Origin of the sequence: uncultured Roseobacter sp. (genome assembly GCF_947495025.1) — a bacterium.
Taxonomy (GTDB): Bacteria; Pseudomonadota; Alphaproteobacteria; order Rhodobacterales; family Rhodobacteraceae; genus Roseobacter.
The window spans coordinates 722529-741052 of record NZ_CANLXG010000001.1 but is presented as its reverse complement, the minus strand read 5'-3'; the positions used below and the strand labels follow the sequence as shown (position 1 = coordinate 741052).

Sequence of the window (18524 nt, the reverse complement as noted above, 5' to 3'; positions counted from 1 at the left end):
TTCGTTGTGGCAGACGCTCCGGCAAAAAGACGCGGCAGAACAGGCGGGCGCGCAGGTGCGGCGCATCGCAGAGGCACGGCGGTCATCGAACAGATGCCCTGGAGTCCGCCCGTCATTACCGACAGACCGGTGGAACCTCTGAGCCCGGAGGGCGTAACAGCCATCCATGACGGCGCCATGCGGATACTCGAGGAAATAGGCGTCGAATTCCTCAACCCGGAGGCCGTGGAGATCCTGCGCAGGGCCGGGGCAGATGTGAACGGCGAAAACGTGCGGATGGGGCGCGAATTCGTGATGGAATGGATCGGCCATGCGCCGTCGCAGTTCACGCTGACGCCGCGCAACCCGGACCGGAAAATCACGATCGGCGGAAACAACCTGGTCTTTGGCAACGTGTCATCGCCACCCAACTACTGGGATATGGCCCTTGGCACCAAGGTGCCCGGCACACGTGAGATGTGCGCAAACCTGCTGAAACTGACGCAGTACTTCAACTGTATCCACTTTGCCGGTGGATATCCGGTCGAGCCGGTGGATATTCATGCCAGTGTCCGGCACCTCGATGTACTCTTTGACAAGCTCACGATCACGGACAAGGTCATGCACGCCTACAGTCTGGGCAAAGAGCGCGTCGAAGATGTGATGGAAATGGTGCGCATCGCCGGTGGTCTGACACATGAGGAATTTAATGCAAGTCCCCGGATGTACACGAATATTAACTCCACATCCCCGCTGAAACACGACTATCCGATGCTTGATGGCTGGATGCGTCTGGCGCGGCGTGGGCAGGGCCTTGTGGTAACACCCTTTACGCTGGCAGGTGCGATGGCACCGGTGACGATGGCCGGCGCTGTGGCGCAGTCACTTGCAGAAGGTCTGTGTGCAATTGTGCTGGCGCAGATTATCCGCCCGGGCTGCCCCTGTGCGATCGGGACGTTTACCTCAAATGTCGATATGAAATCAGGGGCACCGGCGTTCGGAACGCCCGAATACATGCGTGCGACCCAGATGACAGGGCAACTGGCGCGCTTTTACGGTCTTCCGATGCGGTCCTCGGGTGTCTGCGCCGCCAATGTCCCCGACGGTCAGGCGATGTGGGAGACATCAAACAGCCTCTGGGCTGCGGTACAGTCGGGCACCAATATGGTCTACCACGCGGCTGGTTGGCTCGAAGGCGGGCTGATAGCCAGCCCGGAAAAATTCATTATGGACTGTGAGATACTTCAGCAGATCCAGCGGTATATGGATCCGGCAATCACCGCGACCGGACCTGACGAGATTGCCCTGGACGCCATCAGATCGGTTGGCAACGCAGGGCACTTTTTTGGGATACAGCACACCCAGGACCGCTATACCACTGCGTTTTATCAACCGTTCCTAAGCGACTGGAAAAACTACGAGGGCTGGGAAGCAGCGGGAGCTGTCTGGACGCCGGAACGCGCCCACGTGATGTTCCGCGAAATCGTCGCCGGCTTTGAGGAACCGCCCATGGACATCGCAGTCCGGGACGAACTGCGGGACTTTGTGGATCGCCGCAAAGCCGAAGGGGGCGCGCCAACCGACTTCTGAAGTGATTTCGTTACAATTGCCGGTGTTTGGTGAATGTTAACGGGTTTCGCGCATGGTAGGCCAAGTATGAGAGTAAGAGGTCTCCATGCATGGGCTTGTGAACCGCGCGATCCAGCGCTTTGTGACGGACTGCTATGGCGAAGCACAGTGGCTGGCCGCAGTTGAGCGGGCAGACATAGGTCTGACCGAATTCGAAGCCATGCTCACCTACGAAGATGAGCTTACCGAGCAGGTGCTCGCCGCTGTCAGCGACGTTCTCGACAGGCCCTACGAGGAATTACTCGAAGATATCGGAACCTATCTGGTCTCGCATCCAAACGTTGAGGCGCTGCGCCGCCTGTTGCGGTTTTCCGGGGTCGATTTTACGGATTTTCTGCATTCCCTCGATGACCTTCCGGACCGCGCGCGGCTCGCGGTATCCGATCTGGAGCTGCCGCGGATCGAGCTGAAACAGCACGGCGCCGGCTTTTACAGGCTGAGCGTCCAGAGCCGCGTACCCGGCGCCGGGCATCTTTTCACAGGCGTCCTGCGCGCCATGGCTGACGATTATGGCGCACTCGTTTTTCTGGAGCATCAGGGAAATACCAACGGTTCAGAAGTCGTCGCTGTTTCGCTGCTCGAAACCGAGTTTGCCGAGGGCCGCGGTTTCGACCTGGGGGCGCGGGCGGGATGAGCGAAGCTGACACCTTTGGTCGGATGCTGGACGTTCTGTGTCCGATGCATCTGATCCTTGATCAGGACGGCATCATTATCAACGCCGGACCGACCACACAGAAACTGTTTCCCGAAGCGCCACTGGCTGGTCAGGTCTTTCTGGATGTGTTTGAAATCCGTCGTCCGCGCCAGATCACCGAATTCCACGATCTGGCAGACATGGCGGGCAACCGCCTGCATGTGATGTACCGGACGGATCCGCCGCGCGAACTCAAGGGCATACTGGTACCCGGACCCTCGAAAGGTCAGGTTACACTGAACCTGTCTTTTGGAATCTCAGTCGTTGAGGCGGTTCAGGAGTATGAGCTGACGGCGCGGGATTTCGCCGTAACTGATCTTACGGTGGAAATGCTCTATCTCGTCGAGGCCAAGTCAGCAGCAATGGAAGCCTCACGGCAGCTGAACAAGCGCCTGCAGAGCGCACGCGAAGAAGCAGAAGAGCAGGCTGTCACAGATGTGCTGACCGGTCTGAAGAACCGCCGTGCCATGGATATCGACCTCGCCAGAGCTCTTGCGGTGCGCGAAGACGTTGCGCTGATGCATATTGATCTGGACTATTTCAAAGATGTGAATGACACGCTGGGCCATGCGGCGGGAGATCACGTACTGCAGGAAGTCGCGCGCGTGATGCGCGAGGAAACCCGTAGCACCGACACGATAGCGCGAGTAGGCGGAGACGAGTTTGTCGTCCTGATGCGCAGCGTCAGGGATGAGCTCGTTCCGGTACACGTGGCTGGACGGATCATTGAGAAACTGATGGTGCCCATCATGTTTGAGGGCCAGCCCTGCCGGGTGTCGGCCAGTATCGGTACAGTTTTGTCTTCGGAATACGCAAGACCAAGTGCAGACCAGATGCTCCGGGACGCTGACGAAGCCCTGTACCACTCCAAACACGAGGGTCGGGGGCGCCATACCCTGTATTCTGAGCTCTCGGCCCTTTCCGCCGTTGAGGCAGAAAGTGGCACAGGCTGATTTCAGACAGGATGAATTCTGTTCACACAGGACTGAAGTCTTCGGAAAGGCAATGCACGGCTTTGTTCAGACAAGGGTTGATTAAGCACTCCTGTACGCGATCAGGCGACGGGCAAGGCACCCGTTTTTCGCATACGTGTAAGCAACCGGCGTCTTGAATGCGTTTCCGGGATCATTCCAAATTCCGCGCGGACCTGTCGGGCTGTCAGCCCTGGAACAGACAATAACAGACACGAAAAATGGAAAGCGGGCAGGATGCCCTGCAACGTTTCCCGTTCTGAGATCTTATGGCTCTGGTCTGTGCAATCGCCGCAGGATGTGGTTCAGCGCCACAGGACGGAATTATTCTGCAGTACAGGACAAGACCGAGCATACGTGTCGGATTACAGGCCATACATATTTTGCGGAGAGAAAAGTGGCAGCCCGTAGGGGAATCGAACCCCTCTTTCCAGGTTGAAAACCTGGCGTCCTAACCGATAGACGAACGGGCCACTCTTTGTGAGCGGTTGATTAGGCAATCCGACGCGGCGGCGCAAGCGGAAATTTCATCCCCGGTAAAGAAACTTTGCCGCAGGCAGAGCTTCAGGCGCGGGCGGCGTCATCAAGGCGCAGCTGCACTGTCTGACGGCCCCGCCAGGTGTTTATATCGAGTTTTCCCGCAAGGTGAAAACGCGCCCCTCCATGAGATTCCAGTGCAGGTCCCAGCGGGCCGTCATATGCCCCGAAGGCAATTGCATCCATGACCGGACCGGTGCCGTCACTGAAGCTTATTTTCAGGTGCGTTTCACCGACACGTCGTGCAAACCTGATTGCCATATCTGCAAATGCAAAGCGTGGTGCCGGTGCGCCGGCGCCATAGGGCCCTGCGGCCTCAAGCTGTTCGGTGAGTTCCAGCGATGCGGCGCCGGGCATCAGCACACCGTCCAGTCGCAGATCGGTCGGTCCGGCGAGGTGCGCGCCCTGCTTTTCAAGCAGTTCGCAGAGCCGCTCCATGGCGGCCTCAAGCCTGTCCTCGGCAACCGTCAGCCCTGCAGCCATTTTGTGCCCGCCGCCCTTTACCAGCAGCCCTTCGGCTGCAAGGCGCTGAATGGGCTGACCCAGATCGATACCGGACACGGACCGTCCGGAGCCTTTGCCGATCCCGTCTTCAAGGCCGATGACGATGCTGGGACGGTTGGAGAATTCTCTGAGGCGGGAGGCGACAATACCCACCACACCCGGATGCCAGCCGGGACCGGCGGCCCAGACCAGACCGCGGTCGAGACCACGTTCTTCGGCCTGGTCAAGTGCGGCAGCCCTTACAGACGCCTCGATATCGCGGCGTTCAGCATTCAGCCCGTCCAGCCTTTCAGCAAGCGCTGCCGCTTCATGCGGATCCTCGGTTGCCAGCAGCCGCGCGCCCAGATCGGCCGCGCCGATCCGTCCGCCCGCGTTGACGCGTGGTCCCAGCAGATACCCAAGGTGATATGCGCCTGGTTTCGTGTCCATACGCGCGACATCTGCAAGGGCCGCCAGTCCCGGTCGTTCGCGCCGTGCCATAACGCGCAGCCCCTGACGGACAAAGGCGCGGTTCACGCCGGTCAGCGGCGCCACATCTGCCACCGTGGCCAGTGCCACCAGATCCAGCATCGACATCAGGTCCGGGCCGGGTGAGCCGCGTTCCCGCAGCTGCCGGCCCAGTTCGACCAGCATCAGAAACACGACCGCCGCCGCGCAAAGGTGTGCCAGATCGCCGGTCTCGTCCTGCCTGTTCGGGTTCACCACAGCCAGCGCATCGGGCAGGGTCTCGGCGCCGAGGTGGTGGTCGAGGATGATCACATCCGCTGCGGTTGCCGCAGCCACAGGGCCATGCGAGAGTGTGCCACAGTCAACACAGACAATCAGGTCATGGTCCGCAGCCAGCTGGGACATCGCGGCATCATTCGGCCCGTATCCTTCGTCGATGCGGTCAGGGACGTAGAGCGTCGCGCCAAGCCCCATCGCCCGCAGCCAGGTCACCAGCAGTGCAGCTGAGCTGCCACCGTCCACGTCGTAATCTGCAAAGACTGCGATCTTTTCGCGCCTGTCCACGGCGCTGAGAAACCGCGTTGCAGCTTTCTCCATGTCGCGGAGGCTGCGGGGGTCGGGAAGCAGGTCGCGCAGGGCAGGCGACAGAAACTGCTCTGCGGTCTCGCCTGTGACCCCGCGGCGCGCCAGCACCTGGCACAACGGGTCGGGCAGGCCGGTCTGCTGGCCAAGTGCCTCTGCTGCACGCGCGTGTTCAGGCGCGGGCCCGACCCACCGCCTGCCGGTCAGCGAAGTTTCCACATTCAGAAAGCTCACAGGCCCCCCTGGTCCCCGTGGCAGAACGGCTTTGCGACACGTCGTGTCAGACAGGCGTACGGTAGTTGATACGCCGTACGGATCCGGTTTTGGACCGCATGATCAGTGTTTCTGTGGTAAACCAGCCGGGTTCGCGTTTCACCCCGGGAAGGATGTTGCCGCCCGTCACACCGGTTGCAGCAAAAATGACGTCCTCGGTCACCATTTCGTCGCGCGTGTAGATCCGGTCGAGGTCGGTCACACCGGCTTTGGCCGCGCGCCCCTTTTCGTCGTCATTGCGAAAGAGCAGGCGCGCATACATCTGACCGCCCATGCATTTCAGCGCGGCCGCAGCCAGAACGCCTTCTGGCGCGCCACCGGCCCCCATATACATATCAATGCCCGTGGAAGGGTCCGCACAGTGCATCACACCGGCCACGTCACCGTCGGTGATCAGGCGGATCGAAGCGCCGGTTGCCCGCACCTCTGCGATCATGTCTTCGTGGCGTGGGCGCTCCAGAATGCAGACGGTAATATCCGACGCCGAACAGCCGCGGGCTGTGGCCAGCGCCTGAACCCGTTCGCCGGGGCTCATGTCGAGGGTGACCACGTCGGTCTCATAGCCCGGTCCGATCGCCAGCTTGTCCATATAAACATCCGGCGCGTGCAGCATCGAGCCGCGCGGTCCCATAGCAATCACGGTCAGCGCGTTTGGCATGTCCTTTGCCGTCAGCGTTGTGCCTTCGAGCGGGTCGAGCGCGATGTCGACACCCGGTCCGTTGCCGGTGCCAACCTCTTCACCGATATAGAGCATCGGTGCCTCATCGCGTTCACCTTCGCCGATGACAACCACCCCGGCGATGTCCAGCATATTGAGCTGCTCACGCATGGCGTTGACGGCGGCCTGGTCTGCGGCTTTTTCGTCTCCCTGACCCACAAGGCGGGCTGATGCGAGTGCTGCGGCCTCGGAAACACGGGCGAGACCAAGGGAAAGCATCCGGTCCTGAAATTCGGCATGGGCGGGCATGAGGTCTTCCTTTGATCTGTTATCAGCCTGAAATCTGTTTAGCGGGCAGTGAGGTCCGGTACAACTGCAGCTCAGACCGCTTCAATGCGCAGAGCCACTGGTGCACTGGCCACAACGCCGGTGCCTGACATCGCTTCCAGCGCCTGTCGGAGCGCATCTGCGCTGGTTTTGTGGGTCACAATAAGAACCGGTGCCGAGGCATCTTCGTGCCCGTACTGGCGCATCCGGTCGATCGACACACCGGCCTCGCCCAGCACGGCGGCGACGCGGGCGAGTGCGCCGGGTTTGTCCTGAAGCGACATGCGCAGATAATACGGTGCCGGCAGTTCCGAGCTGGCAGGCACGGCCTGTGCCAGGCGCTTCGCCGGAATCCCGAAAACGGGGCCAGTGAGGCCGCGCGCCACATCACAGACATCCGCCATAACGGCACTTGCCGTCGGCCCTTCGCCGGCACCCGGACCACGCAGCACGATCTGGCCCACGGCGTCGCCTTCGAGCACGACCATATTGGTGCCACCGTCGAGCTGACCCAGCGGCGAGGTATCGGGCACAAGGCAGGGCTGCATGCGCTGCTCCAGACCACGCCCGGTTTTCTGTGCAACGCCCAGCAGCTTGATTTTATAGCCCATGTCGGCGGCGGCATGGATGTCGTCGATGCTGACCCGCTCGATCCCTTCAAGCGCTATGCCGTCAAAGTTCACCTGGGTGCCAAAGGCGAGAGACGCAAGGATTGCCAGCTTGTGCGCCGCATCGATCCCGCCGACATCGAGCTGGGGGTCCGCCTCGAGATAGCCCAGGCCATCGGCTTCGGCAAAAACCTCTTCATAGCTCAGACCGGCCGATTCCATGCGTGTCAGGATGTAGTTGCACGATCCGTTCATGACGCCCATCACACGTGTCACGTCATTGCCCGCCAGACCTTCGGTCAGGGATTTTATAACCGGAATGCCTCCAGCGACAGCGGCTTCATATCGCAGGGCACGGCCCGCAGCCTCTGCGCGTTCGGCCAGGGCCTGCCCGTGTATTGCAAGCAGGGCTTTGTTTGCCGTGACTACGTCTTTGCCTGCGTCCAGTGCCGCTTCGACGGCCTCTTTTGCCTTGCCCTCATGTCCGCCGATCAGTTCGACAAAAACGTCGATGTCGTCCCGCACGGCCAGTGCTGCGGCGTCCTGTTCCCAGGCATAGTCTTTCAGAGACACGCCCCGGTCCTTATCGGGATCACGCGCCGAGACAGCCGATATCGATATCTCGCGCCCTGTGCGCGCCGCCAGCAGTGCGCTGTGCTGGCGGATGATTCGCACCACACCGACCCCCACTGTACCCAGACCGGCGATTCCAAGACGAAGGGGCTGAGACATTAACAAGATCCTCTGGTGATAACGGCAGGTTGCTTTCGAAACGCGATTTAGCCGGTTCGGTCAGCCCGCGCAACGGGCTTGCGACCGGGCTCACTCTGCTGCCGCCAGTCTCGCCCGTTCTGCATCCGTCAGAACCGGTTTCCGAAGCTGTGCCGCCCGTGCGCGCAGTCCGTTTGCCCGGGCTTCCAGCTGGTCCGCGGTTTCGTCTTCCTGGACGGCGTTTTCGACTGTCTCACGTGCCAGCGGGGTGAGCGGTGCCAGGGCGGGATAATCGGCCGCCGCCGCTTCGGGGCTCGCCGCACCGGGCACATCGGGCAGTTCTGCGCAGGCAGCAAGCATCGCCATTGCAGAAAATATAGCCAGCCGTCGCATGAATTTCTCCAGATTACCCCCCAGTCTTGCCTCACCAGCAGGTCAGGCGCAAGAAAGCTTTCTTATGAACGACCGTTCAGTTAACGTTTCGGCATGCCAAGAACGACCGGGTCACATTCCGACATTACAGGACCGCGCATACAGGCGGCGGCGACAAAGCTTTTTGCCAGGGAGGGATACGCAGCCGTCTCTATGCGGCGCATTGCCTCCGAGGTCGGAGTGCAGGCCGGTGCGCTGTACAACTATACACCCGACAAGCAGAGCCTGCTGTTCGGTCTGATGCATGATCACATGCTGGCGTTGCTGGCGGCGGTGCCACGGGACACGGGACCGGACCCTGTCGCGCGTCTGGAACGTTTTGTGGCGTTTCACATCAGGTTCCACCACGACAGGCCGGATGCGGTTTTCATCGCCTATATGGAGCTGCGCAACCTGTCAGAGCAGAACTTCGCGGTGATCGAAGGGCTGCGACGTCAGTACGAGGATCTGCTGGAGGACATCCTGCGGGATGGTATTGCACAGGGCCATGTTGAAACTGCAGATACAAAAATCACCACGCTCGCGGTGATTGCGATGCTTACCGGTGTCAGTACATGGTTTCGCGAAAGCGGGCGGCTGTCACTTGAGGACATTACCGCCCGCTACTGGGAGCTCGTCTCGGGCGCGGTGGGCGCGCGGGTCAGTGCGCCGGTCTGATAAACGTGCCGTTGTTCAGGTCCCGCATGGCCTGCATCAGTTCGGCCTGAGTGTTCATCACAATCGGTCCGTGCCAGGCCACCGGCTCGTCGATCGGCGCGCCCGAAATCAGCAGAAAGCGCACGCCCTCCGGGCCGGCCTGCAGCGTTACCTCATCCCCGGTTCCGAAACGGATCAGAGTCCGGTCTCCGGAAAGATCGCGGATGTTGACCTCTTCGCCGGCAACTTCCTTTTCCAGCAGCACGCCCGACGGTGCGCTTGCATCGGCAAAGGCGGCCGATCCTTCGAACACATAGGCGAAAGCCCGTCTGTAAGTGTCTATTTTAAAGGTTTTTTTCACGCCCGCCGGCACCGTGATGTCGAGGTACTGAGGATCCGCCGCAATGCCGTCAACCGGACCAGTCTGACCCCAGAATGAGCCGGTGATGACTTTCACGCGGGTGCCGTCATCGTCCGTGATCACCGGAATGTCCGCGGCAGTCACATCCTGATAGCGCGGTGCGGTCATCTTCTGATCCGATGGCAGGTTGCCCCAGAGCTGGAACCCGTGCATCTGGCCACGCGCGTTTCCGGCCGGCATCTCCTGGTGGAGGATGCCCGACCCTGCCGTCATCCACTGTACATCACCGGCCCCGAGTGTGCCGGTATTGCCCAGCGAGTCGCCGTGTTCCACGGTGCCTTCGAGTACATACGTGATGGTCTCAATCCCGCGGTGGGGATGCCATGGAAAACCTTTTTCAAAGTCTTCAGGACGATCGTTGCGGAAATCATCGAAGAGCAGAAAGGGGTCCAGTTCGGTGGGGTCCTGAAATCCGAATGCGCGGTGAAGTCTGACGCCGGCGCCTTCCATAGTCGGGACGGCCTGGCGGGTTTCGAGTGTGGGTCTGAGGGACATACGTCATCTCCGTTCTGTTTGACCCAAAGATAACCGCCCGCTGAGATGGCGCAATCTGCCTGCGCGAACCAAGGCTGTGCGCGAATGCGGATACCATCAAAAAGTGTGATGCATTACATTTTAATAATTCGCTTTTGTGATGTCACTTGCGCGCTTATGTCTGTGTCTTAGGAACCCGAAACGTGAGGAAACCGACGATGACACTTACTGAAAACACCTTTCAGCGCGACCGTAGTGCCGGTCGTGCATTCATCCTTGTGCTGTCCGGCGTGCTGCTGGGGCTGTTGATATCTGCACAGGTGTCTCCCGGACCGCAGATGGTGCCGGATGTGACTGACCTTGCTGTAGCGCCCGAAGACTGGCACGGCAACGTGCGCCGCTCAGGGCTGTGACCCGCCGTTGTCCCACCACTGTGCTGGTTTACGGCGCTTCCCGCGACCGCGATCCAGCCAGAGGGCAACGCGCCGCCATGGCGAGAGCGCCAGTTTCAGCCACAACCGGTGGTGCCAGCGGCTGAAATCGCGGTTAAACGGACAGACCCGCATGCAGATTGCACAGTCGCTCGACAGTTTCGCCCAGAACCCAAAGCATTTCTCTGCGTCTGATGTCCATTTGCGCACCCCGCTGATGGCAGACACATTTGCGCCGCCGGTTTCCGGCGCACCAAATGGCAGGGCTCTGACAGGGCATGCGTCGGCACATTTTGTGCATATGTCACAAAAGGCGCTGACACCCTTTGGTCTGGCGGTGTCATGCGCCAGCGGCAGAGACGTGAAAATCTTGGAAAACCGGAGCCTTGGGCCGAATTCCGGCGTGATAACCATCTGATTGCGCGCGTATTCACCCAGGCCCGCCCTGAGCGCATAGGGGATCACCAGTGCGGTATCGTTCATGGACGGCACTGCATCATAGCCAAGATTGCGGATATAAGCGGCCAGCTGCATCACAACCGCTGCTTCATGACTGTATTCGCGCCCCGTGGCCGCCCCGCCGAGCGCCGAAGGGTAGGTGTCCACAAGGTCGCGGTCCATCTGATGGCCCAGCACGATCACAGACGTCATGCCCTCGGGCAGTTCGTTGGGCGCATCGGAAAGATCGCGGGTGTCCACGCGGCTGGCATAGTGCCACCTGGGATCAAGTGAGGTGATGCCACAGAGATCCGCTTTAAAGAACGATGCCACCTTTTTGATCTCGCGCGACATTTCTGACCTGTCGGTGACACTCACCTGTGTTGGTGCGACGGGCGTATCCGCGCTGATCGGCGCCTGGAATCCCTCGCGGCGACCCTGATCGGCAAAGCGGTCTGTCATGATGTCGGAAATCAGCCAGGAGGCATTGCGCAGGGCGAAGTCGCGCTGGCCGAAACCGTCGCCGCGCCGCGGGGTTGCCTCCATGCGGTAGGAGGCAAAGAACGCGTCTGTCCGGTCTGTCCTCACAGACGGGTCCCAGAAGGCGCGGGTAAAGATATCGTTGCGCTGATGAAACCGGGCAAAATCGTCTGTGACGTCGATACCGGCATCTGCGTCACCGGGCCGGGAATGCTGAGAAGAGGTCATGCCGGGAATCCTGACTGCAGGGGTGCCGCCGGTCAATCATAAAGGTCGCAAACGGGCGCGACGACGCATCATCCCCGCATAGGGTCACGGAAAAGGTCAGGGAGCGCGGCAATGAAAGTTGGATTTATCGGTCTGGGAAATGTGGGCGGAAAACTGTCCGGTTCGCTGGTGCGAAACGGGGTAGCTCTTGTGGTGCACGACCTTGACGCGGATCTTGTTGCCGCAAAAGTCGTCGCGGGCGCCACAGCCGGTGGCTCACCCGCGGAAATGATGCAGATCTGCGATGCGGTGATTACCTGTCTGCCCAGCCCGGCAGCCTCTGCCGCCGTGGTTGAGGAGATGCTGCCGCATATGGGACCCGGCAAGATCTGGATGGAGATGTCTACCACAGACGCGGATGAGGTGCGGCGCCTGGGCGCGGCTGCGATTGCGACGGGCGCCGCAGCAGTGGATTGTCCGGTGTCCGGGGGATGTCACCGCGCAGATACCGGCAATATTTCGATCTATGCCGGTTGTGACAGGCCTGTTTTTGAACAGATTTTGCCATTGCTGACGCTGATGGGGCGGCGGGTGCTGCATACGGGCGATCTCGGGTCGGCCAGTGTGTTGAAAGTGATGACGAATTACCTCGCTACAGCCAACCTGCTGACGCTGTGCGAAGCGCTGACCGTGATGAAGGGCGCGGGCATGGACCTTGCGACCACCTTTGAGGCGATCAGCATCTCTTCGGGCACGTCATTTGTGCACGAGACCGAAAGCCAGCTGATCCTGTCGGGGTCGCGGGATGTGAATTTCACCATGGATCTGGTGCTCAAGGACATCGGCCTGTTTCAGAAGCTGGCGGACGATGCGGGCATTCCGCTTGAGCTGTCTCCCATGATCATTGACATGATAAAAGACGGACAGGCGCGGTACGGCAACCGCGCCCAGTCGGACCGGATGATCGAGCGCCTCGAAGAAGCGACAGGGCTGGACATCCGGGCCCCCGGTTTTCCGCAGGAACTGGTTGATGACGAGCCGGAAGAGCGCGGGTACGAGGTTATTCCCGCGCGGTGATCCTCAGGCCAGCGTACCCTCTGACGTCAGCAGTGTTTTGCCGCCCAGATAGGGAGCAAGCGCTGCGGGCAGCTGCACAGAGCCGTCTTCCTGCTGGCCGTTTTCCAGCACGGCGATCAGGCAACGACCAACAGCCAGACCTGAGCCGTTCAGCGTGTGAACAAAGGCAGGTTTGCCGCCATCGGCGGGCCGGAACCGCGCATTCATGCGACGGGCCTGGAAATCGCCGGTGGTCGAGACAGACGAAATCTCGCGATAGGCGTTCTGACCGGGCAGCCAGGCTTCGATGTCATAGGTCCGGCGCGCGCCGAAGCCCATGTCGCCTGTGCACAGGATGACCGTCCGGTACGCGAGACCAAGGCGCTCGAGGATATCCTCGGCGCAGCGCAGCATGCGTTTCTGCTCTGCGTCGGAGTGGTCAGGATGTGTCACCGAGACCATCTCGACCTTTTCAAACTGGTGCTGACGCAGCATGCCGGCGGTGTCGCGCCCGGCGCTGCCGGCCTCGGACCGGAAACACAGGGTATGCGCCGTCATCCGCTGTGGCAGATCGCTTTCCTCAAGAATGTCGCCAGCCGCGGTAAAGGTCAGCGGAATCTCGGACGTAGACACCAGCCACCAGCCATTCGTGGTCTGATAACTGTCTTCGGCAAATTTGGGCAGCTTGTCCGTGCCATACATGGCCTCGTCCCGCACCAGCACGGGGCTGTTTATTTCGGTCAGGCCGTTTTCGTCCACATGGGTGTCGATCATGAACTGGGCCAGTGCACGGTGAATGCGTGCCACGGCGCCTCTCAGCATGACAAAGCGCGCACCAGAGGTTTTGGCCGCGGTTTCAAAATCCATTGAGGCCGCAACCCCGCCAATTTCATAGTGTTCTTTCGGCGCAAAGCTGAACGCGGGTTTCTCGCCCCAGCGGTTGACCTCGACGTTGTCGTTCTCGTCCGCGCCGTCCGGCACATCGCCGGCGGGGATGTTCGCGATCCACGACAGCCTGTCACTGAGCTGTGCATCCAGCTCCTTGGCCTCGGCCTGCATGGCACTGACTTCGGCCTTTTTCTCGGAGACCAGAGCGCGCAGCCGCTCAAATTCGGCCTCGTCGCCACTGGCTTTGGCAGCACCGACCAGTCTGGATGCCTTGTTCTGTTCGGCCTGCGCGTTTTCGGCTGCTGCAATCTTGGCGCGCCGTGCCTCGTCAATCGCCAGAATCTCCGAGGACTGGGGCGCATCTCCACGGCGGGCAAGGGCTGCGTCAAAGGCGTCGGGGGCCTGACGGATCGCGCGGATATCATGCATGGAATCGTCCTCGGGTCTGAATCGTTTCGCGCTCAGCTTATGCCGTATCTTTTACCGGATCGTAACCACGAGTTTTCAAGGCACTCTTCAGCGCTGCGCGGCCCTGTCCCTGGCGCGTTGCTCTGCGGCGGAAAGTTCCGCGCGGACCCAGTCGTTCACCGGAACAGCCAGCGCGTTACCGTCCGGACCCGACCGGGCCACCAGTACAGCAGCCAGCTGCCACGTGCCGTCCTGCTGCACCAGCAGCGCACCGCCCGAGTTGCCGCTGATCACCTCGCAGTCCGAAAGGATCATGGCGCCGTCCCGGGAGGTGCGGGCAGGGCAGTCAAACCGGCCATGCAGCTGGCGCTTTGCAAGGCGGTGATAGGCCAGCAGGGCAACTGTGTCTCCAAGAACGCTACCGGTCGCCAGCGGCATAGGTGTTGCGACCTCGGGGGGCACCGGTTTTTCCAGCTGCAGGACGCCGATGTCAAACTCCAGGGCTGCGCTGCCACTGGCCGACAGATATGGCGGGTAAACACGCATGGCCGCTGCATCGCGAAAAGCGATCTGAGTCGTCCCGTTCCAGCCGATCAGAAATACGCGGGGATTCTGACCGGCTTTTCGGCCGCCGGTGCAGTGGGCGGCCGTCAGAACCAGGTCCGGCGCGATCAGCGTGCCGGAACAGCTTGGGATACCCGCCGGCCCTTCGACATTCACGACGCCCACGGCCTGCCACTGCCGCAGATCCTGACCGGGCAGCGGCGGAAGCGGGCCGGTGCCGGCAACGGCCGCCGCAGCCAGCGTCAGGGCTGCAAACGCGCCCACGGCCCTCTGCCAGATAGGTGTTTTCTGTTGTCTCATGACACCGGTATCCTGCCCGCAATGACCCGCGTGGCCAAGAGGGCAGTCGCAGGGCACAAATACATTGTGACAGCGGCCACACGCCGCCTTGCAAACCTGCGTCCCAGACCATAGGTTCCGCCAGAATTTCGCGCACGCCCGACGGGCTGCCAGCGACCCTATTGCAAAGGACCCGACCGCCATGGAAGCATTCGCCCAGTTTGTCCCCCTGATCCTGATTTTCGCGATCATGTATTTCCTTCTGATCCGCCCCCAGCAGAAGAAGGTGAAAGAGCATCAGGCGATGGTTGCAGCCCTGCGTCGCGGTGACCAGGTCGTCACCCAGGGCGGGATTGTCGGCAAGGTCGCAAAGGTCAAGGAAGACGGCGAGCTGGAGATTGAGATTGCGGATGGCGTCAAAGTCCGCGTCATCCAGCACACCATCGCCTCTGTCGTGTCGAAAACCGAACCGGCGAAGTAACCGCGCCCCACAACCGCTGAAAAGGCGCCTTCATGCTTCAGATTGATCTCTGGAAACGCATCCTGATCCTGCTGACCTGCCTCGGCGGTCTGTGGATGGCGATGCCGAACCTGTTTTATACGTCCGTAGAGCAGCACAATGATGCCGCTCAGGCGATTGAGCTTGGGGCTGATACGCCGGAAAACCAGGCGCAGCTGGCTCAGTGGCCCGAATGGATGCCATCGGGTCTTGTCAATCTGGGGCTTGACCTGCGGGGCGGTGCGCATCTGCTTGCCGAAGTAAAGGTCCGGGATGTCTATGAGGCGCGCATGCAGGCCTACTGGCCCGAGATACGCGACGCGCTCCGCCCTGAACGTGCCACCATCGGTACCGTACGTCTTCAGCCATCGCCTGCGGACGAGGTCCATGTCCGTATCTCGCAGCCCGAGGGCATGGCACGCGCGCTTGAGGTCGTGCGCGGACTGGCAACGCCGATCCCAACACTGACCGGCGTCGGGGCAAACGACATCGAAGTCCGTGCCGAAGGGGACGTTATCATCGTTACCCTGTCGGATGCGGAAAAACTGGCCTCGGACGAGCGCACAGTTCAGCAAAGCCTTGAGATTATCCGTCGCCGGATCGACGAGGTCGGCACGCGGGAGCCGACGATCCAGCGCCAGGGCACCGACCGTATTCTGATCCAGGTGCCGGGCATCGGTTCTGCCGCAGAGCTCAAGGAAATCATCGGCACAACAGCACAGCTGACCTTTAATCCTGTGGTCAGCCGCGGCTCGGACGGCGATGCCGTGCCAGGCATCGGCAATGTGATTCTGCCGTCGATAGATGAGCCGGGGGCGTTCTATACACTTGAATCCGCTCCTGTCGTCACCGGCGAGGAACTCGTCGATGCACAGCCGGCATTCGATCAGAACGGACGCCCGGCGGTGAATTTCCGCTTTAACACAACAGGCGCGCGGAAATTCGGCGACTACACGGCGGAAAACATCGGCTCGCCTTTTGCGATTGTACTCGACAACGAGGTGATCAGCGCGCCAACGATCCAGAGCCACATTCCGGGTGGTTCGGGCATCATCACCGGACAGTTCACGGTCGAGGAATCCACAAATCTTGCGGTGCTGCTGAGGGCAGGGGCGCTGCCCGCCGGCCTCGAGTTTCTGGAAGAGCGTACCATTGGCCCGGAACTGGGACAGGACAGCATCGATGCGGGCAAAATTGCCACGATCATCGCGTTCGTTGCCGTCCTTGTTTTCATGTTCCTCAGCTACGGCCTCTTCGGGCTGTTTGCCAATGTCGCACTGATCATCAACATCGGTCTGATCTTTGGACTGCTCAGTATGATCGGCGGAACGCTGACACTGCCGGGTATTGCCGGTATCGTCCTGACGGTTGGTATGGCGGTAGATGCCAACGTGCTGATCTTTGAGCGTATCCGCGAGGAGCTGAAAACCTCCAAGGGTCCTGCGCGCGCCATTGAGCTGGGGTATGAAAAGGCCCTGTCGGCCATTCTGGACGCCAATATCACCACATTCATCACGGCGGTGATCCTGTTCGCCATGGGCTCTGGCCCTGTGCGCGGTTTTGCCATCACGCTGGGTCTGGGCATCCTGACGTCGGTCTTTACGGCAATCTTTGTCACCCGCCTGCTGGTGGTCATCTGGTTCGAGCGCAAGCGCCCGAAAACAATCGAGGTCTGATATGCGTCTGCGCCTGGTCAAACAGAATACGAACTTCGACTTTTTCAGCCGCTGGAAACTCTGGCTGGGCATTTCCGGCCTGATGATGGTGATCGCCTTTGCATCGTTCATGATCCAGGGTCTGAATTTCGGCATCGATTTCCGGGGTGGGACAACCATCCGGACAGAAAGCACGCAACCTGTTGATATCGGCGTCTATCGCGGCGCCATCGATACGCTGGAGCTTGGCGACATTTCGATCACCGAGGTGTTCGACCCCACGTTCGGTCCGGATCAGAATGTGGCCATGATCCGCATCCAGGCCCAGGAGGGGCAGGAGGCCGTCACGCCGGAAGTGATCCGGAATGTCGAGGCAGCGCTGAACACTGTCGTGTCGGATATCAGGTTTGTCTCTGTTGAATCAGTGGGCCCGAAAGTCTCGGGCGAGCTTATCCAGACCGCTGTCATCGCGGTGGTTCTCGCGATCGCGGCGGTGCTTGTCTACATCTGGCTGCGGTTTGAATGGCAGTTTGCCGTGGGGGCCGTGCTGGCCCTGGTGCACGATGTGATCCTGACCATCGGCGTTTTCTCGGAACTGCAGATCCGGTTTGATCTGGCCATCATCGCGGCTTTGCTGACAATTGTGGGATACTCGCTGAACGACACCGTGGTCGTGTTCGACCGGGTGCGCGAGAACCTGCGAAAATACAAGAAAAAGCCGTTGAACGAGGTGCTGAATATCTCGATCAACGAAACACTCAGCCGGACGTTTATGACATCTGTGACCACACTCCTGGCGCTGATCGCACTCTTTGTGCTCGGTGGGGACGTGATCCGCGGGTTTGTCTTTGCGATGATCTGGGGCGTGATCGTGGGCACCTATTCCTCGATCTTTGTGGCCTCGGCTGTCCTGCTGTACCTCGGCGTGAAACGCGACTGGTCCAAACCTGATGCAAACGCCGGAAACCAGTACGCCAACATAGATGCCTGAACTTTTCAGCAGCCTTCTCGAAATCGATGGGCTGTTGTGGCTGATTACAGGCGTAGTTGCGGCCGGCCTTGTGCGCGGATTTGCGGGCTTTGGCAGCGGCATGATCATCATGGCGACGGCATCTTCGGTTCTGCCGCCGGTATCGGCGGTGATTTTCATGATGATGGCCGAACTGATCGGCCCGCTTCCCAACCTGCGCGCTGCCTGGCGTGATGGTGAACCGCGGGACGTGGGCCGGCTGATGATCGGGGCGACACTGCTGGTCCCGCTGGGCATCTGGTGCCTCGCCAACATGTCGACCGAAATCTTTGGCTGGATCGTGTCCTTCTGTGTTCTCCTGCTGCTCGCAATGCTGATGACAGGCTGGCGTTACAAGGGCGAACTGACACCGCGCCTGACCGTGTTCACAGGCGCCCTCGGCGGTTTTATGTCCGGGTTCGCGGGTATTCCGGGCCCACCGGTCATCATGCTCTACATGTCCAGCCGCCTGCCCATTGCGGTGATCCGTGCGAACTTCCTGCTGTATCTGCTCGCCATCGACGTGGTGATGATTGTGGTGTTCTGGGGCAGTGGGCTCTTCGTCTGGGAAATCGCCGTGCTGGGTCTGCTGGCCGGAATTCCGAATCTTGTGGCCAATTATGCCGGCGCGCTGCTGTTTGATCCGGGGGCCGAGAGAATTTTCCGCATTGTGGCCTATATTGTGATCGCGGCCTCGGCAATCGCAGGTCTGCCTCTCTGGAACTGA

18 protein-coding genes and 1 tRNA gene are annotated in these 18524 nt (G+C 60.6%); 10 read left to right on the top strand and 9 right to left on the bottom strand.

Annotated features, from left to right (window positions below; translation table 11 throughout):
* Nucleotides 1-6: 6 nt before the first annotated feature.
* From Q0792_RS03670 to Q0792_RS03660, 3 genes are all read left to right on the top strand, one after another.
* The gene (locus Q0792_RS03670) at nucleotides 7-1569 is read left to right on the top strand and encodes a trimethylamine methyltransferase family protein (protein ID WP_298836533.1); all 1563 of its coding nucleotides are present in this window, start codon (nucleotides 7-9) and stop codon (nucleotides 1567-1569) included.
* An 85-nt stretch (nucleotides 1570-1654) separates the two neighbouring features.
* Nucleotides 1655-2242 carry a heme NO-binding domain-containing protein gene (locus Q0792_RS03665; RefSeq protein WP_298836531.1) on the top strand — a complete coding sequence of 196 codons (588 nt, stop codon included), beginning with the start codon at nucleotides 1655-1657 and terminating at the stop codon, nucleotides 2240-2242.
* Nucleotides 2239-3255: a diguanylate cyclase gene (locus Q0792_RS03660; protein ID WP_298836529.1), complete on the top strand. Its 1017-nt coding sequence runs from the start codon at nucleotides 2239-2241 to the stop codon at nucleotides 3253-3255. The genes Q0792_RS03665 and Q0792_RS03660 overlap by 4 nt, the downstream gene beginning before the upstream one ends.
* A 416-nt stretch (nucleotides 3256-3671) precedes the next feature.
* Here the strand turns inward: Q0792_RS03660 and Q0792_RS03655 are convergent.
* The 5 genes from Q0792_RS03655 to Q0792_RS03635 form a co-directional block, all read right to left on the bottom strand.
* Nucleotides 3672-3746: transfer RNA gene (locus Q0792_RS03655), tRNA-Glu, on the bottom strand.
* Between the two features lie 91 nt (nucleotides 3747-3837).
* Entirely contained in the window at nucleotides 3838-5577 is a 1740-nt protein-coding gene (gene recJ / locus Q0792_RS03650) for a single-stranded-DNA-specific exonuclease RecJ (RefSeq protein ID WP_298836526.1), read from the bottom strand.
* 46 nt (nucleotides 5578-5623) lie between these two features.
* Nucleotides 5624-6583 (bottom strand): class II fructose-bisphosphatase, encoded by a 960-nt coding sequence (glpX, locus tag Q0792_RS03645; RefSeq protein ID WP_298836524.1) that lies wholly within the window; start codon nucleotides 6581-6583, stop codon nucleotides 5624-5626.
* Nucleotides 6584-6654: 71 nt separating this feature from the next.
* A complete protein-coding gene (locus Q0792_RS03640) occupies nucleotides 6655-7941 on the bottom strand; it encodes a homoserine dehydrogenase (protein ID WP_298836522.1) in 1287 nt (428 codons plus the stop codon).
* A gap of 90 nt (nucleotides 7942-8031) precedes the next feature.
* Nucleotides 8032-8313, bottom strand: coding sequence for a hypothetical protein (locus Q0792_RS03635; RefSeq protein ID WP_298836521.1), 282 nt, complete (start codon nucleotides 8311-8313; stop codon nucleotides 8032-8034).
* 93 nt (nucleotides 8314-8406) lie between these two features.
* On the opposite strand from Q0792_RS03635, the gene Q0792_RS03630 reads away from it, so the two are divergent.
* Nucleotides 8407-9009 (top strand): TetR/AcrR family transcriptional regulator, encoded by a 603-nt coding sequence (locus Q0792_RS03630; protein ID WP_298836518.1) that lies wholly within the window; start codon nucleotides 8407-8409, stop codon nucleotides 9007-9009.
* On the opposite strand, the gene Q0792_RS03625 is transcribed toward Q0792_RS03630, so the two are convergent.
* Nucleotides 8993-9904: a pirin family protein gene (locus tag Q0792_RS03625; RefSeq protein ID WP_298836517.1), complete on the bottom strand. Its 912-nt coding sequence runs from the start codon at nucleotides 9902-9904 to the stop codon at nucleotides 8993-8995. The two genes, Q0792_RS03630 and Q0792_RS03625, sit on opposite strands and share 17 nt — an antisense overlap.
* A 197-nt stretch (nucleotides 9905-10101) precedes the next feature.
* Here Q0792_RS03625 and Q0792_RS03620 point away from each other — a divergent pair, with 197 nt between their 5' ends.
* Nucleotides 10102-10296, top strand: a complete 195-nt coding sequence (locus Q0792_RS03620) for a hypothetical protein (RefSeq protein ID WP_298836516.1) — start codon at nucleotides 10102-10104, stop codon at nucleotides 10294-10296.
* Here the strand turns inward: Q0792_RS03620 and Q0792_RS03615 are convergent.
* Entirely contained in the window at nucleotides 10285-11460 is a 1176-nt protein-coding gene (locus tag Q0792_RS03615) for a reductive dehalogenase domain-containing protein (RefSeq protein ID WP_298836515.1), read from the bottom strand. The genes Q0792_RS03620 and Q0792_RS03615 overlap by 12 nt on opposite strands.
* Nucleotides 11461-11571: 111 nt before the next feature.
* On the opposite strand from Q0792_RS03615, the gene Q0792_RS03610 reads away from it, so the two are divergent.
* Complete coding sequence (locus Q0792_RS03610; RefSeq protein ID WP_298836514.1) at nucleotides 11572-12516, top strand: NAD(P)-dependent oxidoreductase; 945 nt, start codon at nucleotides 11572-11574, stop codon at nucleotides 12514-12516.
* 3 nt (nucleotides 12517-12519) lie between these two features.
* Here Q0792_RS03610 and serS read toward each other — a convergent pair whose 3' ends face one another.
* Together serS and Q0792_RS03600 are read right to left on the bottom strand one after the other, a co-directional pair.
* The gene (gene serS / locus Q0792_RS03605; protein ID WP_298836513.1) at nucleotides 12520-13812 is read right to left on the bottom strand and encodes a serine--tRNA ligase; all 1293 of its coding nucleotides are present in this window, start codon (nucleotides 13810-13812) and stop codon (nucleotides 12520-12522) included.
* A gap of 87 nt (nucleotides 13813-13899) precedes the next feature.
* Nucleotides 13900-14655: a trypsin-like peptidase domain-containing protein gene (locus Q0792_RS03600; protein WP_298836512.1), complete on the bottom strand. Its 756-nt coding sequence runs from the start codon at nucleotides 14653-14655 to the stop codon at nucleotides 13900-13902.
* A gap of 181 nt (nucleotides 14656-14836) precedes the next feature.
* Between Q0792_RS03600 and yajC the strand changes: the two genes are divergently transcribed.
* The 4 genes from yajC to Q0792_RS03580 are packed head-to-tail and all read left to right on the top strand — an operon-like array spanning nucleotide 14837 to nucleotide 18524.
* Nucleotides 14837-15115 (top strand): preprotein translocase subunit YajC, encoded by a 279-nt coding sequence (gene yajC, locus Q0792_RS03595; RefSeq protein ID WP_298836505.1) that lies wholly within the window; start codon nucleotides 14837-14839, stop codon nucleotides 15113-15115.
* A 32-nt stretch (nucleotides 15116-15147) separates the two neighbouring features.
* Entirely contained in the window at nucleotides 15148-16809 is a 1662-nt protein-coding gene (gene secD, locus Q0792_RS03590) for a protein translocase subunit SecD (RefSeq protein ID WP_298836503.1), read from the top strand.
* 1 nt (nucleotide 16810) lies between these two features.
* On the top strand, nucleotides 16811-17779 hold the full coding sequence (secF, locus tag Q0792_RS03585) for a protein translocase subunit SecF (RefSeq protein ID WP_298836501.1): 969 nt from the start codon (nucleotides 16811-16813) through the stop codon (nucleotides 17777-17779).
* Complete coding sequence (locus Q0792_RS03580) at nucleotides 17772-18524, top strand: sulfite exporter TauE/SafE family protein (RefSeq protein WP_298836499.1); 753 nt, start codon at nucleotides 17772-17774, stop codon at nucleotides 18522-18524. The genes secF and Q0792_RS03580 overlap by 8 nt, the downstream gene beginning before the upstream one ends.

What these genes read in the sequence shown, in the direction of transcription:
- Q0792_RS03580 (WP_298836499.1), top strand. Translation starts at nt 17,772, where the DNA reads ATGCCTGAACTTTTCAGCAGCCTTCTCGAAATCGATGGGCTGTTGTGG.
- serS (WP_298836513.1), bottom strand. Translation starts at nt 13,812, where the DNA reads ATGCATGATATCCGCGCGATCCGTCAGGCCCCCGACGCCTTTGACGCA.
- yajC (WP_298836505.1), top strand. Translation starts at nt 14,837, where the DNA reads ATGGAAGCATTCGCCCAGTTTGTCCCCCTGATCCTGATTTTCGCGATC.
- Q0792_RS03635 (WP_298836521.1), bottom strand. Translation starts at nt 8,313, where the DNA reads ATGCGACGGCTGGCTATATTTTCTGCAATGGCGATGCTTGCTGCCTGC.
- secF (WP_298836501.1), top strand. Translation starts at nt 16,811, where the DNA reads ATGCGTCTGCGCCTGGTCAAACAGAATACGAACTTCGACTTTTTCAGC.
- Q0792_RS03630 (WP_298836518.1), top strand. Translation starts at nt 8,407, where the DNA reads ATGCCAAGAACGACCGGGTCACATTCCGACATTACAGGACCGCGCATA.
- glpX (WP_298836524.1), bottom strand. Translation starts at nt 6,583, where the DNA reads ATGCCCGCCCATGCCGAATTTCAGGACCGGATGCTTTCCCTTGGTCTC.
- Q0792_RS03625 (WP_298836517.1), bottom strand. Translation starts at nt 9,904, where the DNA reads ATGTCCCTCAGACCCACACTCGAAACCCGCCAGGCCGTCCCGACTATG.
- Q0792_RS03665 (WP_298836531.1), top strand. Translation starts at nt 1,655, where the DNA reads ATGCATGGGCTTGTGAACCGCGCGATCCAGCGCTTTGTGACGGACTGC.
- Q0792_RS03615 (WP_298836515.1), bottom strand. Translation starts at nt 11,460, where the DNA reads ATGACCTCTTCTCAGCATTCCCGGCCCGGTGACGCAGATGCCGGTATC.
- secD (WP_298836503.1), top strand. Translation starts at nt 15,148, where the DNA reads ATGCTTCAGATTGATCTCTGGAAACGCATCCTGATCCTGCTGACCTGC.
- Q0792_RS03610 (WP_298836514.1), top strand. Translation starts at nt 11,572, where the DNA reads ATGAAAGTTGGATTTATCGGTCTGGGAAATGTGGGCGGAAAACTGTCC.
- Q0792_RS03640 (WP_298836522.1), bottom strand. Translation starts at nt 7,941, where the DNA reads ATGTCTCAGCCCCTTCGTCTTGGAATCGCCGGTCTGGGTACAGTGGGG.
- Q0792_RS03600 (WP_298836512.1), bottom strand. Translation starts at nt 14,655, where the DNA reads ATGAGACAACAGAAAACACCTATCTGGCAGAGGGCCGTGGGCGCGTTT.
- Q0792_RS03660 (WP_298836529.1), top strand. Translation starts at nt 2,239, where the DNA reads ATGAGCGAAGCTGACACCTTTGGTCGGATGCTGGACGTTCTGTGTCCG.
- Q0792_RS03620 (WP_298836516.1), top strand. Translation starts at nt 10,102, where the DNA reads ATGACACTTACTGAAAACACCTTTCAGCGCGACCGTAGTGCCGGTCGT.